Origin of the sequence: Xanthomonas sp. CFBP 8445 (assembly GCF_025666235.1) — a bacterium.
Taxonomy (GTDB): domain Bacteria; phylum Pseudomonadota; class Gammaproteobacteria; order Xanthomonadales; family Xanthomonadaceae; genus Xanthomonas_A; species Xanthomonas_A indica.
Genome location: NZ_CP102594.1, coordinates 1 through 13,324, shown reverse-complemented (window position 1 = coordinate 13,324; position 13,324 = coordinate 1). Strand labels below are relative to the sequence as shown.

Genomic DNA, 13,324 nt, shown 5'->3' with positions numbered 1-13,324 from the left:
GCCTGTTACTGCACGAAGCCGATGCGCTGCACGTCGGCGTTTTTCGCCGCCGCCAGCACCTTGGCCATGGCGTCGTAGTCGGCATCCGGGCTGGCATCGATGCGCACATCCGGTGCGTTGTTGCCGGCCTGTGCCATCGCTTCCTGCAACCGCGGCTGCAGTTCGCGCAAGGGCAGGGGGATGGCATTCCAGAAGAGTTGCCCGCTCGCATCCAGGCGTAACTCGATCGGCTCGGGTGGTGGCAGCGGTCGCGTCGGCCTCGAATCGCGCTGCGGCAGGTCCATGGCGATCGTCCGCGTCAGCATCGGCGCGGTGACGATGAAAATGATCAACAGCACCAGCATCACATCGACCAGCGGGGTGACATTGATCTCCGCCAGCGGTCCCCGATTCCCTGCAGCACTGAACGCCATGGCCAGCCTCCTGTGGGTGTGGTGTCGCGCTGCCAGCCTACACCTGCTACGCGGCGGTGCGCGAGGGGGGGAAGGATGGCGTGGTCGGCGTGACGGCCTGGCCCGGGCGGCGGACAAGCAGGCTGCAGGATGGACGGGAGGCGCGTGTCCGAACCAATCGGACGCATGTCGCTCCAGCGCATTCGGCCGCGGACCGGGCACGCCTGGCGAACGGGCAGGGGATGGCTTCCGTCCGCGCATAAAAAAACGCCACCGTTGCCGGTGGCGTTTGCAGTCGCGTCATGACTGAGGTGTTGTGGTGAAGCGAATTGCGGTGAAGCTTATTGCTGCACGAAGCCGATCTTCTTCATGTCCGAGTTCTTGGCGGCGGCCAGCACCTTGGCCATCACTTCGTACTCGGAATCCGGATTGGCATCGATGCGCAGTTCCGGCTGGTTGGTCGGATCGCGCTGGACTTCGTTTTCCATCATCTGCGGGAGCGCACTCACCGCCACCGGGCTGTTGTTCCAGAACACCTGGTTCGACGCATCGATCCGCAGATCGATCGGCGGCGGCGGATCGCGCAACTGCGGCGGCGGGTTGATGACCCGCTGCGGCAGATCCACGTCGATCGGGTACGTCATGATCGGCGCGGTGACGATGAAGATGATCAACAGCACCAGCATCACGTCGACCAGCGGCGTGACGTTGATGTCGGCCATGGGACCACGGCCGCCTCCTGAGCTGAACGCCATGGCTCAGTTCCCCTTCTCTTTGGTCGCAACGAAGCCGACGTCCAGCATGCCCTGACTCTGCGCGATCTTGGTGATCTCGTTGATCGTGCGCATCTTGGTGGTGCGGTCGCCACGCAGGTTGAGCGGCGGCTGCGGGGTCTGCTGTGCCGCGGTCGAGAAGCGCGACTCCAAAGCTTCCTTGGAGATCGGCTCATCGTTCCAGTACAGCGACCCATCTTCCTTGACCGCCAGCGTGATCGGATTCGAACGCTTGTCGTCCTTGTCCGGATCCTGCTTCAAGTTGGCTTGGGGCAGTTCCACCTTGACCTTGTGGGACATCAGCGGTGCCGTGATGATGAAGATGATCAGCAGCACCAGCATCACGTCCACGAGGGGCGTGACGTTGATGTCGGCCATGGGGCCGCCGCTGTTACCACTACTGAAAGCCATAACGGGCTCCGTTAACGTTGCGTGGACGACTTAGCCGGGATCAGCGAACGCGCGAACCGGTGGCGAAGAAGTCGTGCAGGTCGTGAGCGAAGGTGTCGAACTTGGCGATCACCGAGCTGTTGACCTTGCTGAAGAAGTTGAAGGCGAACACGGCCGGGATCGCGACGAACAGACCGATCGCGGTCATGATCAGCGCTTCACCGACCGGGCCGGCCACGGCGTCGATGGAGGCGGAGCCGGTGGCACCGATCTTGATCAGCGCGCCGTAGATGCCCCACACGGTACCCAGCAGACCGACGAACGGCGCGGTCGCACCGACGGTCGCCAGCAGGGTCATGCCCGACTGCAGCTTGGTGCTTTCGCGGGTCACGGCCTGACGCAGGGCGCGGTCGACGAACTCCGAACGGCTCAGGGTCTCGCCCAGGCCGGTGCCGGCGCCGGCTTCGGCGCGCTGGTGGTGCGCAGCGGCCTGCGCGGCGTCCAGGGCGATCTTCGAGAACGGCTCGGAAGCCGGCTGCTCTTCCATCGCACGGATGGCGTCCTGCGCGTTCGGGGTGTCCCAGAACAGGCTGGTGACGCGGTCGGCCTGGCTCTTCAGGCGGGTGGCGCGGAAGATGTTGATGATCGTCCAGTACCAGGACGAGGCGGACATGATGATCAGGGTGATGAGCACCACCCAGGAGACGGCGAAGTCACCCGGCTTGGAGGTCATTTCGGTGATCAGGTGCTCGAAGCCCATCTGCGACAGGGCGTTCGATGCGTTGTTGCCCCCCGCAGCAGCGGCGATGAAAATTTCCTGCAGCATGACGCTTACCTTTGTTGTGTGTGGTGGTGATGAGGGTGGTGCAAAGAGTAGACAGGCCGTGCGGACCGGCGGTGCGCCGGCCCGCGAACCCTTGTATCAGTTCAGCGCGAAGTTGACCGGGACGCGGACGCGGCCGGCAGTCTTCTGTCCATTGACGACAGCGGCATTGAACCGCCACTTGCGCGCTGCTTCCATGGCGGCGCGGTCCAGGTCGCGGTTGCGGCTGGATTTCTCGACGGCAACGTTCGTCACGTTACCACTGGCATCGACATCGATGATCAGGATCACCTCGCCCTGCGCGCCCGACCGGAATGCAGCCGGCGGGTACTTCGGCGGGTTCATGTTCTTCGACGAAATATCGACGCTAGCGCTGATGTCCGAGGGTGCGGCCGGCGGCGCAGGCGGCGACGGCGGCGTGGCGACGTCGTTCGGGCGCGGCTCCGGCACGTCGATCACCGGGGCTTCCGGCGGCGGCGGCAGCGGGGTCGGCTTCGGCGGCGCCAGGTTCTTCACCGGCGGCGGCGGAGTTTCCGGCGGCTTCGGCGGCGGCGGCGGCGGCGGGGGAGGCGGCGGCGGTGCATCCACCAGGGTGACCATGATGTTGCGTTCCTTCTCCGCCACCGCCTTGGGCGCAACGGCCGGAATCAGCAGCAACATCAGCGCCGCAAGATGCAGCGCGATTACGAAGGCAATACCGATGATGCGCGGCCAGCTGAGGCCGGAGGCGTCATCTTTGTCGTACTGCCGATGGATGACCAGTTGTTCCGTCATGCGCCAATGACTCGATTAAAGGGGGGCGGATTCCGCTGTGGAGCGGGATCCAAGTTCACGCGGCGATGACACCGCAGGAACCTCCAAGCTTATACCAATCCCTGTTACCTGCACTACTTTCAGCACTGGTCGTCGGGGGCTTTTTTTGCGTGCTACTTCAGGTTGATGATCTTCTTGGCGTCTTCGGGCTTTTTGACGCCCTTGGCCAGTGCCTGCTGCGCGGCCTGCTTGGCTTCGGCCACACGGCCTTCCGAATGCAGCACCTTGGCCAGGTTCAAATAGGTTTCGCCGTCCTTGGATAGCGGCGCGGCCTTCTGCCAGTTCTCGATCGCCTGCGGCAGCTGGTCGGTGTAGTAGTACGACTGCGCCAGGGCGAGGTAGGTCTGGTAGTCCGGCTTCAGAATGCCCTTCTGCATGCCTTCGTTGATGACCGCGATGACGTCCTTTTCGTGGCCCTCGGTGTTGGCGTAGATCGAGTACAGCTGCTTGTATTCCTTTTCGTCGGTCAACTGACCGGCGGCACGCAGCTTGTCCATGACCGCTGCGGCCTTGTCCATCTGGTCGGCCTGCATGTACATGCTGGCCAGGTTGAGCTGGGCCTTCTTGTCGTTGGGCGACTTGGCGGCCAGCGCCTCGGCGGCCTTGACCGCCTCACCGGTCTGGCCGGCTTCGGCGTAGGACGCCATCAGCAGCTGGTTCCAGCTGTCCTTCGGCTCCGGCGAGGCGGCGATCGCCTGCTTCAGCACGGGGATCGCTTCCTGGTAGCGCTGCGCCTGGTACAGGGCCTGGCCCTTGAGGATCAGGTCTTCCGGACGGGTCGACTTGGACTCGGCGAGGAACTTGTCCAGCGAGGCCAGGCCTTCGGCGGTCTGGTCGTCCTGCAGCTGCAACTGCGCCAGCATCAGCATCGACTGGAAGTGGCCGTTGTTGTCCAGGCCGTTGAACTGGATCGCCTGCTTCAGGTACGCCTGCGCGGCCTTGCTGTCGTCGAGGTTGTAGGCGGCCTGCGCGGCCAGCTGCGCGGCCAGCGACTTGTCGTACTCGTTGGCGCCGCTGTTGGCCAGGATCTCGTCGGCCTGGGTGCGCACCGAGGCGTAGTCCTCGCCCTTGTTGTAGGTGTCGATCAGTTTCTGCAGCTTGCTGCCGAGCTTGGACGACGGCTTGCCGTTGGGCTCCTTGCGCTCGGCGTTGGGGAAAAGCACCGCCGCCTTCTCGGTCTTCGCGTTGCGCGAGGAGCGGTGGTCGGAGCGATCGCTCTGCGCAGCGGCATCGGTCACCACTGCGCCACCGAGGGCACCTGCGATCACCAGGGACAACAACGCTTGCTTGCGGATGCGGAATTTCATGGGTCACCTCGGTGGAAACCGCCCGGAGCGGCACGGAAGACGGAGCGGCCATTCCTCGGCCGAGCCAGCAAACCTATCAGAAACCTGTACGCCGTGAAAACGTTTTTAGATGCGTTTTCTGTGACAGGCGCGGGGACGACGACCGACTCAGCCGCACTTGGGCGTCCTGCCGGCGCTGCGCGCCTGCGCATACACCGGTTCCAGCGCGGCGACGTCGCGCTGCAGCTCGCCGATGCGGGCACTGGGATCGGGGTGGGTGGAGAGCCATTGCGGCGGACGATCGCCGCCGGCGGCCATCATGTTCTTCCACAGATCCACCGCCTGCGCCGGGTCGAATCCGGCCTGCGCCATCAGGCGCTGGCCGACGATGTCCGCCTCGGTTTCCTGCTGGCGCGAACCGGGCAGCAAAAAAGCCGCCTGCGCGGTCATGCCGCCGACTTGGCCGACGGTGTCGGCCGCGCCCTGGCCGTAGCGCGCGCCGACGACGGCGCTGGCCAACGTCAGGCCCGCCTGCGCGCCGAGCTGGCGGGTGATGCGTTCTTCGTGGTGACGCGAGATGACGTGGCCGATCTCGTGGCCGAGCACGGCGGCGAGCTGGTCCTGGTTCTTGGCCACGCTGAAGATGCCGCTGTTGACCCCGACCTTGCCGCCGGGCAGGGCGAACGCGTTGGGTTCCTTGTCGTTGAACAGCGCGGTTTCCCAGCCGGTTCCGCGCCATTGGTCGGGCAGTTGCGCGACCAGCGCGTTGACCACGCAGCGCACGTACGCATTGCGCTTGGAATCGGTGTCCAGCTGTTCCTTGGCCTTGGCTTCGGCGAACGCCTGCGCGCCCATCTGGTCGAGTTGTTGTTGCGAGATGCCGCCGACGACCTGGGTGCGCCCGGTTGGCGATGTCGTCGTCGCACACGCTGCCAGCAGCATCGCGAGCGACGCGCCAAGTACCACTTGTTTCATACGGTCCCCCCTCCTAACACGCGTGGCAGTGTGGGGGGCCACGTCTTAACATTTCGTCAAACAAACCTTCAGGTTGCGCCAAACCAATAGAGCCCGGCCACCGCGAGGGCGTTGTTGAGCCCATGCGCGGCGATCGGCGCCCACAGGGTGCCAGTGCGCTTGTACAGCCAGGCGAACGCCGCGCCCATGCCGCCGTAGACCAGCCACAGCTGGGCGGTCGCGGCCAGGCTGTTGCCGGTGGTTCCCGGCACCTCGTGCACCAGGGCGAAGGCGGCGCCGCTGAGCAGCATGCCCAGCCGTGGCCGGCCGGCATCCCACAGCCGCCCGAACAGCACGCGGCGGAACAGCAGTTCCTCGTAGGCCGGGGCGATCACCACGGCGAACACGATCAGGAACAACGGCATCTGCGCCATCGCCTCGCGCATCAGCGGCAGGTTGGTGGGTTCGGGCTTGATGCCGAACTGCGCCGTGACCGCGGAGATCGCCGCGCTGCCGAAGAACACCCCGGCCGCGACCAGCAGCACCCAGCCCCAGGTCGACGGCACGCGCGCCGCCTGCCACGAGGCGCGGCGCTCGGCGGCACTGGCCGGGCGCCGCAGGAAGTACAGCAACAGCGCTGCGGACAGGGTGCTGACCAGCGCGATCAGCAGCTGCGCCAGCGCGCCCGGCTGGCCGACCTGCTGCGCGACCAGCGTGGCCAGGCGATCGGCGGGAATGCCCTGCGCCTTCAGCTGCATGGCCAGTTGGAAGCCGCGCAGCACGCCCCAGACCAGGCCGCACAGCACGCTCACCCCAAGCAGCACCACCGCCGCCAGCAGCACGTCGAGGAAGAAACCGAGGATCGGCCGGCGCGGACGGGTCGGCGTCGGCGGGGAGGACAAAGACAGCGGAGCGGCGGGTAACGGCGGCGGTGCGGTCATCGCGGTCCTGCGCGGAAGCGGGCGGAAGGCACGGAGGGCAGCCGGCCCCGGCACGCGCCGGGCCGACCGCCGCCGCGGTCAGATGTCGAGGTTGGCGACCTTCAGCGCGTTTTCCTCGATGAAGTCGCGGCGCGGTTCGACCACGTCGCCCATCAAGGTGCTGAAGATCTGGTCGGCGGCGACCGCGTCCTCGATGCGCACCTGCAGCAGGCGGCGCGTGTCCGGGTTCACCGTGGTCTCCCACAGCTGCTCGGCGTTCATTTCGCCCAGGCCCTTGAAGCGCTGGATCTGGCGGCCCTTCTTGGCCTCCTCGAACAGCCAGGCGTAGGCCTGGGCGAAGCTGGTGATGGCCTGGGTCTTGTTGCCGCGCACGATCTGCGCGCCCTCGCGCACCAGCCCGTGCAGCTCCCGCGCAATCTCGCGCAGCGGACGCAGCTCGCCGCTCTCGAACACCGCCATCGGCACCACGTAGGTGGTCTCCTCGCCCATGTGCCGGCGCTCCACCAGCAGGGTAGCTGGACGCTGCGCGTTGGAGGCCTGGAAACGCAGGCTGTAGCGCGCCGAGCCCAGGCTGCCGCGGTTGAGCACCGCCTGCAGCGCCTCCAGGCTCGGATGCGCCTCGCCCTCGGCCTCGAGCTGGGCCACGTCCAGCGGCGGCAGGTCGATCAGCGCGCTCAGCAGTGCCGGGTCGTAGCGGTGCGCATTGCGCGCCACCGCCTCGTTGGCGCTGGCGAACAGCAGCAGCAGCTTCTCCAGCGCCGCGCCGGTGATCGGTGGCTCGTTGCTGGCCGGGATCAGCGCCGCCCCTTCGACCGCGCTGCTGGCCAGGTAGGCGTTGAGCGCGTTGTCGTCCTTCAGGTACAGCTCCTGCTTGCCCTGCTTGAGCCGGTACAGCGGCGGCAGGCCGATGTAGACGTAGCCGCGCTCGATCAGCTCCGGCATCTGCCGGTAGAAGAAGGTCAGCAGCAGGGTGCGGATGTGCGCGCCGTCGACGTCGGCGTCGGTCATGATGATGATGCGGTGGTAGCGCAGCTTGTCCGGGTTGTACTCGTCGCGGCCGATGCCGGTACCCAGCGCGGTGATCAGCGTGCCGACCTGGTCGGAGGACAGCATGCGGTCGAAGCGCGCGCGCTCGACGTTGAGGATCTTGCCGCGCAACGGCAGCACCGCCTGGTTCTTGCGGTTGCGGCCTTGCTTGGCCGAGCCGCCTGCCGAGTCACCCTCGACGATGAACAGCTCCGACAGCGCCGGATCCTTTTCCTGGCAGTCGGCCAGCTTGCCGGGCAAGCCGGCGATGTCCAACGCGCCCTTGCGGCGGGTGAGGTCTCTTGCCTTGCGCGCGGCCTCGCGGGCGCGGGCGGCATCGACGATCTTGCCGGCGATGGCCTTGGCCTCGTTGGGGTTCTCCTGCAGGAACTCCTCCAGGCGCGCGCCGAAGGCGTTTTCCACCGCCGGGCGCACGTCGGAGCTGACCAGCTTCTCCTTGGTCTGGCTGGAGAAGCTCGGGTCAGGCACCTTCACCGACAGCACCGCGATCATGCCTTCGCGCATGTCGTCGCCGGTCAGGTTGATCTTGGCCTGCTTGGCGATGCCGTTCTGCTCGATGTAGGTGTTGAGCACGCGGGTCAGCGCGCCGCGGAAGCCGGCCAGGTGGGTGCCGCCGTCCTTCTGCGGGATGTTGTTGGTGAAGCAGTACATCGTCTCCTGGTAGGAGTCGGTCCACTGCAGCGCCACTTCCACGGTGATGCCGTTGTGCTCGCCGGTGACCGAGATCACGTTCGGGTGCAGCGGGGTCTTCAGCTGCGCCAGGTGCTCGACGAAGCTGCGGATGCCGCCCTCGTAGTGGAAGTCGTCGCGGCGGCCCTCGCCGCGCTCGTCGGCGAGCACGATCTTGACCCCGGAATTGAGGAAGGACAGTTCGCGCAGGCGCCGGGCCAGGATGTCGTAGTGGAATTCCACGTTGTTGTGGAAGGCCACCACCGACGGCCAGAAGCGCACGGTGGTACCGCGCTGGGTGGTCTCGCCGAGCTTGGCCAGCGGCGCCACGGCCGCGCCGTTGCTGAATTCCTGCTGGTAGTGGAAGCCGCCCTGGAACACGTCCAGCAGCAGCTTCTCCGACAGCGCGTTGACCACGCTGACGCCCACGCCGTGCAGGCCGCCGGACACCTTGTAGCTGTTGTCGTCGAACTTGCCGCCGGCGTGCAGCACGGTCATCACCACCTCGGCGGCGGAGACCTCACGGCCGAGCTTGGCGCTCATCTGCGCGTGCTTGCCGACCGGGATGCCGCGGCCGTTGTCGGACACCGACACCGAACCATCGGCGTGGATGGTCACCGCAACGTGATCGGCATGCCCGGCAAGGGCTTCGTCGATGGAGTTGTCGACGACCTCGAACACCATGTGATGCAGGCCGGTGCCGTCATGGACGTCGCCGATGTACATGCCGGGCCGCTTGCGGACCGCCTCCAGGCCTTCCAGAGCGGTGATGCTGTTGGCGTCGTAGTTGCCGTTGCTTGCCGGGGTGTTCTGTTCGTCGGTCATTGCGCGTGCCGTAGGCTCCACGAGGCGGCGAAGACAGGCCGGGGCCGGTTCGCGCCGCTGGATAGGGGATTGGCGGAAATTATAGCAGCCCGGGCCGCCGGACCCGTGGCGGCCTAGGAAACGGCCAGGATCTGACCATGTTCCACGTGGAACCGCGCGATCGGCAGGCCGGCGTCGGCCAGCGCCTGCGGCGTTTCGGTCGCGGTGACGAAGACCTGCGCCGGGCCGGCACGCAGCCGCTCCAGGACCCGGCCCTGGTGGTGGCGGTCCAGTTCCGAGGCCAGATCGTCCAGGGCAATCACCGGCCATTCGCCGCGTTGCTCGGCATAGTCCTCGGCCTGCGCCAGCAGGCAGGCCAGGGCGGTGAGCTTGGCCTGCCCGCGGGAAAGCGCGTCGCGGCCGGGGATCTCGGCGAAGCTGAGGCTCCAGTCAGCGCGGTGCGGCCCGGCCGAGGTATAGCCCAGTTGCCGGTCGCGTTCGCGATTGAGCAGCAGCGCATCGGCCAGCGAGACCTCCTGGCGGCGCCAGCCGGGCGCGAACTGCAGATGCGCGATCCCCAACGCCGGCGCCAGATCGGGGGCAAGGGCGAGCAGGCGCTGCAGCAGGCGGTCCAGATAATCCTGGCGGCGCGATGTCAGCGGCTCGCCCGCCTCGGCCAGTTCGTGATCCCAGGCGTCGAGCGCCGCGCCGCTGCCGCCGCTCTTGAGCAGGGCGTTGCGCTGCTTGAGTGCCCGCGCATAGCGCCGCCATAGCGACAGGAAGTCAGGTTCCACGTGGAACAAGCCCCAATCGACGAAGCGGCGCCGCGGCTCGCCACCACCGCTGACCAGCAGATGACTGCCCGGCTCGAAGGTGACCACCGCCAGTGCCGCGCACAGTGTGCCGAGGTGGGCGACGTCCTGCCCGTCGAGCCGGCCGCGCCATTCCTGGCCGCTGTGGCGCAGCCCGGCGCGCCGCCGGCGGGTCGCGCCAGCATCGTCGGCCTGTTCCTGCCATTCCACGAAGACATCCAGCGCCTCCTGACCCTGGCGGACCAGCCCATCGCGCACACGGCCGCGGAAGCTGCGGCCATAGGCCATCAGGTGCATCGCCTCGAGCACCGTGGTCTTGCCGGCGCCATTGTCGCCGGTGATCAGGTTCAGCCCGGGCGCAGGGGCCAACTCGAGCGTCACGAAGCGGCGCAGATGGTGAAAGTCGAGGCGAGAGACGTGCATGCGGGGATAGAGGCGAAAGCGCTCGCGCCGGGCGCACGCAGATCGAAGGCTGTGGGGTAGGGCGGCAGCATACCCAAAACGGTTGGGTCGCGTTGGTCGGGCAATCCCGTGCGGGGGCACGCTACGTCATACCGCTTTCGTTATGTCCCGCTGAGCCAGGCAGCTCGCGGCCTAGCCCAACGGCGGTGCGCTGCGTCGAAACGCAAGCCGCAAGACATGGAGGAAGGGGCGCTGCTTCCGGTTCATCGACGACGGGATGTGCTTGGCGTCGAAGCCGTCCCTCGATGTCCTTGCGCCGAGCCGGACAGCGTCTCCGTCGATGACCTGCGCGCGCACCGAATGGATCCACCTCGTCGGTCATTGGCCTGCGCGGATCCAGCTCAATGCGCCTTGCAGTGCTTCGTCCCAAGCGACAAAAAGAAAACCCGGCACAAGGCCGGGTCGCTTTTCGCGCGTGTTCCACGTGGAACACGAAGCGAGAACGTCAGAGACGCAGCGGCATCACCACGTGGCGCGAGCGGGCGCTGCTGGCTTCGCGCACCAGCGCCGACGAGTTGGCGTCGCGCAGCTGGATCACCACGAACTCCTCGCGCAGCGCGGACAGCGCATCGAGCAGGTAGTTAACATTGAAGCCGATCGCCAGGTCGCTGACCTTGGTGTCCGCTTCCACTTCTTCCTGCGCTTCTTCCTGCTCCGGGTTGTGCGCGCTGATCTTCAGTTGGCCCGGGGAGACTTCCACGCGCACGCCGCGGTACTTCTCGTTGGACAGGATCGCCGCACGCTGCAGCGCCGCGCGCAGGGTTTCGCGATCCAGCTTGACCTCGCGGTCGGCACCGATCGGGATCACGGCTTCATAGTCGGGGAAGCGACCATCGATCAGCTTGGAAGTGAAGGTGACATCGTCGCGCTTGACCCGCACGTGCGCGCGGCCGACTTCCAGTTCGACTTCGCGCTCGCCGCCTTCCAGCAGGCGCTGCAGCTCGGTCACGCCCTTGCGCGGCACGATGATCTGGCGCTTGGCGCCGCCAGCGTTCTCCAACTCGGTCTCGCACAGCGCCAGGCGATGGCCATCGGTGGCCACGCAGCGCAGGGTCTGGTCGCGCAGGTCGAACAGCAGGCCGTTGAGGTAATAGCGCACGTCCTGCTGCGCCATTGCGAACGCGGTGCGCTCGATCAGTTCCTTCAACGCGGCTTCCGGCACCACCACGCGCTCGGTGGCTTCGACTTCGTCGACCGACGGGAAGTCGTTGGCGGGCAGAGTGGCCAGGGTGAAGCGGCTGCGACCGGCCTGCACAGTGATCTTGTCGCCGGACTGGGACACGGTGACCTTGCTGCCGTCGGGCAGGGCACGCACGATCTCGAACAGCTTGCGCGCCGGGATCGTGGTTTCGCCGTCCTGGGCATCGTCGACCGCAATGCGCGAGACCATTTCCACTTCCAGATCGGTACCGGTCAGCGACAGCTGGCCGCCCTGCACCTGCACTAGGAAGTTGGCCAGAACCGGCAAGGTCTGGCGGCGTTCGACCACATTGACGACTTGCGCCAATGGCTTGAGGAAGGCTTCGCGCTGCAGTGTGAAACGCATGTGGTTCCGTGCCCCTATGCTTTAAAAGATGTGGAATAAATCAAGAGCTTGGTGGTGATGGTAGAGCGAAATTCGGTGCAAATGTAGCTCAAGCCACTGAAAACAAAGAATTTTTGGCGCTCCCAATCCCGTGTACTACTGTCCCGGAACTGGTGGGGAAACCTGTGGATAGTTTTGCCGTCGCCGCCGCGTCGCGCTTTATCCACAGTTTCTCCCGGATTTGTCGCGAAGTCATGCACCGATTTATCCGGCGTCCTCCGCACCGCCGGCCGCCCTACTCGCTGAGCTTGCGGATCAGCTTGTCCCAGTCCTCGCGGAGCTTGCCGTCGGTCTCCATCAGGTGCTTGATCTGGCGGCAGGCGTGCAGCACGGTGGTGTGGTCGCGCCCGGCGAACGCATCGCCGATTTCCGGCAGGCTGTGTTCGGTCAGTTCCTTGGTCAGCGCCATCGCCACCTGCCGCGGCCGCGCCAGCGAGCGCGTACGCCGCTTGGACAGCAGATCCTTGATCTGCAGGCCGTAGTAGTCGGCCACGGTCTTCTGGATGTTGGGGATGCCGATGGCCTGCTGCTGCGCGCGCAGCAGGTCGCGCAGGGTTTCCTGGGCGAACTCGGTGGTGATCGCGCGGCCGGTGAAGTTGGCGCGGGCGGCCAGCGTGTTGAGCGCGCCTTCCAGGTCGCGCACGTTCGAGCGCATCTTCTTGGCGATCAGGAACGCCACGTCGTCGGGGATTTCCGCGCCGCGCTCGCGCGCCTTGGCCAGCACGATCGCCGCGCGGGTCTCGAAATCGGGCGGATCGATCGCCACCGACAGGCCCCACGCCAGGCGCGACTTCAGCCGCGGCTCCAGGCCCTCGACCTCGCGCGGATACCGGTCGCAGGTCAGGATGATCTGCTGGCGGCCGTCGAACAGCGCGTTGAAGGTGTGGAAGAACTCTTCCTGGGTGCGGTCCTTGCCGGCGAAGAACTGGATGTCGTCGATCAGCAGCGCGTCCACCTGCTGGAACTGGCGCTTGAACTGGTCCATGGTCTTGTCCTGCAGCGCGCGGATCATCGCGCTGAAGAACTGTTCCGAACGCAGGTACATCACCCGCGCATTCGGGTTCTGCTCGCGCATGGCGTTGCCGGCGGCGAACATCAGGTGGGTCTTGCCCAGGCCGGTGCCGCCGTACAGCAGCAGCGGGTTGTGCGCGCGGTCGCCGGGCTTCTGCGCGGCCTGCACCGCTGCGGCCAGGCCGAGCTGGTTGCTGCGGCCCTCGACGAAGTTGGCGAAGGTGTAGTGCGAATCGAGATTGCCGGCGAACGGCTCCAGCAATGGCGGCGCCGGCGTGCGCGCTGCGGCCTCGCTGGGCGGGGCGGCGACCGGTTCCGGCGCGCGCGGGCGCGAGCCGACCTGCAGCAGCACCTCGCCGCTGCCGGCGAAGTAGGTCAGCAGCTCGCGGATGCGCGGCAGGTAGCGCTCGCGCACCTGCTCGACGATGAAGGCGTTCGGGGCGTACAGCACCATGCTGTTGTCATGGCGCTGTTCGGCTTGCAGCGGTTTCAACCAAGTGTGAACGTCCTCGGCTGGAAATTCGGCTTCCAGACGTTCCAGGCAACGGGGCCAAGCATCCAT

The 13,324-nt window shown here is 66.5% G+C and carries 12 protein-coding genes; all 12 read right to left on the bottom strand.

Going from position 1 to position 13,324, the window contains the following annotated elements:
* Positions 1–5: 5 nt before the first annotated feature.
* The 12 genes from NUG21_RS00060 to dnaA all read right to left on the bottom strand — a co-directional run bounded on the left by NUG21_RS00060 (position 6) and on the right by dnaA (position 13,324).
* Positions 6–413: an ExbD/TolR family protein gene (locus NUG21_RS00060; protein WP_019796500.1), complete on the bottom strand. Its 408-nt coding sequence runs from the start codon at positions 411–413 to the stop codon at positions 6–8.
* 320 nt (positions 414–733) lie between these two features.
* Positions 734–1,147, bottom strand: a complete 414-nt coding sequence (locus NUG21_RS00055) for an ExbD/TolR family protein (RefSeq protein WP_010340665.1) — start codon at positions 1,145–1,147, stop codon at positions 734–736.
* 3 nt (positions 1,148–1,150) lie between these two features.
* Positions 1,151–1,576 carry an ExbD/TolR family protein gene (locus NUG21_RS00050; RefSeq protein WP_010340666.1) on the bottom strand — a complete coding sequence of 142 codons (426 nt, stop codon included), beginning with the start codon at positions 1,574–1,576 and terminating at the stop codon, positions 1,151–1,153.
* A 40-nt stretch (positions 1,577–1,616) separates the two neighbouring features.
* On the bottom strand, positions 1,617–2,381 hold the full coding sequence (exbB, locus tag NUG21_RS00045) for a TonB-system energizer ExbB (protein ID WP_019796135.1): 765 nt from the start codon (positions 2,379–2,381) through the stop codon (positions 1,617–1,619).
* Positions 2,382–2,477: 96 nt separating this feature from the next.
* On the bottom strand, positions 2,478–3,152 hold the full coding sequence (locus NUG21_RS00040; RefSeq protein ID WP_242082628.1) for an energy transducer TonB: 675 nt from the start codon (positions 3,150–3,152) through the stop codon (positions 2,478–2,480).
* Between the two features lie 152 nt (positions 3,153–3,304).
* Positions 3,305–4,498: a tetratricopeptide repeat protein gene (locus NUG21_RS00035; protein WP_184502715.1), complete on the bottom strand. Its 1,194-nt coding sequence runs from the start codon at positions 4,496–4,498 to the stop codon at positions 3,305–3,307.
* Positions 4,499–4,645: 147 nt separating this feature from the next.
* Positions 4,646–5,452: a M48 family metallopeptidase gene (locus tag NUG21_RS00030; RefSeq protein ID WP_263391935.1), complete on the bottom strand. Its 807-nt coding sequence runs from the start codon at positions 5,450–5,452 to the stop codon at positions 4,646–4,648.
* Between the two features lie 68 nt (positions 5,453–5,520).
* The gene (locus tag NUG21_RS00025) at positions 5,521–6,372 is read right to left on the bottom strand and encodes a CPBP family intramembrane glutamic endopeptidase (RefSeq protein ID WP_263391934.1); all 852 of its coding nucleotides are present in this window, start codon (positions 6,370–6,372) and stop codon (positions 5,521–5,523) included.
* A gap of 78 nt (positions 6,373–6,450) precedes the next feature.
* Positions 6,451–8,913, bottom strand: coding sequence for a DNA topoisomerase (ATP-hydrolyzing) subunit B (gene gyrB / locus NUG21_RS00020; RefSeq protein ID WP_242157815.1), 2,463 nt, complete (start codon positions 8,911–8,913; stop codon positions 6,451–6,453).
* Between the two features lie 113 nt (positions 8,914–9,026).
* Positions 9,027–10,127, bottom strand: coding sequence for a DNA replication/repair protein RecF (gene recF / locus NUG21_RS00015; RefSeq protein ID WP_184502711.1), 1,101 nt, complete (start codon positions 10,125–10,127; stop codon positions 9,027–9,029).
* 484 nt (positions 10,128–10,611) lie between these two features.
* Positions 10,612–11,712 carry a DNA polymerase III subunit beta gene (gene dnaN, locus NUG21_RS00010; protein WP_010340416.1) on the bottom strand — a complete coding sequence of 367 codons (1,101 nt, stop codon included), beginning with the start codon at positions 11,710–11,712 and terminating at the stop codon, positions 10,612–10,614.
* A 274-nt stretch (positions 11,713–11,986) separates the two neighbouring features.
* Entirely contained in the window at positions 11,987–13,324 is a 1,338-nt protein-coding gene (dnaA, locus tag NUG21_RS00005; protein ID WP_263391933.1) for a chromosomal replication initiator protein DnaA, read from the bottom strand.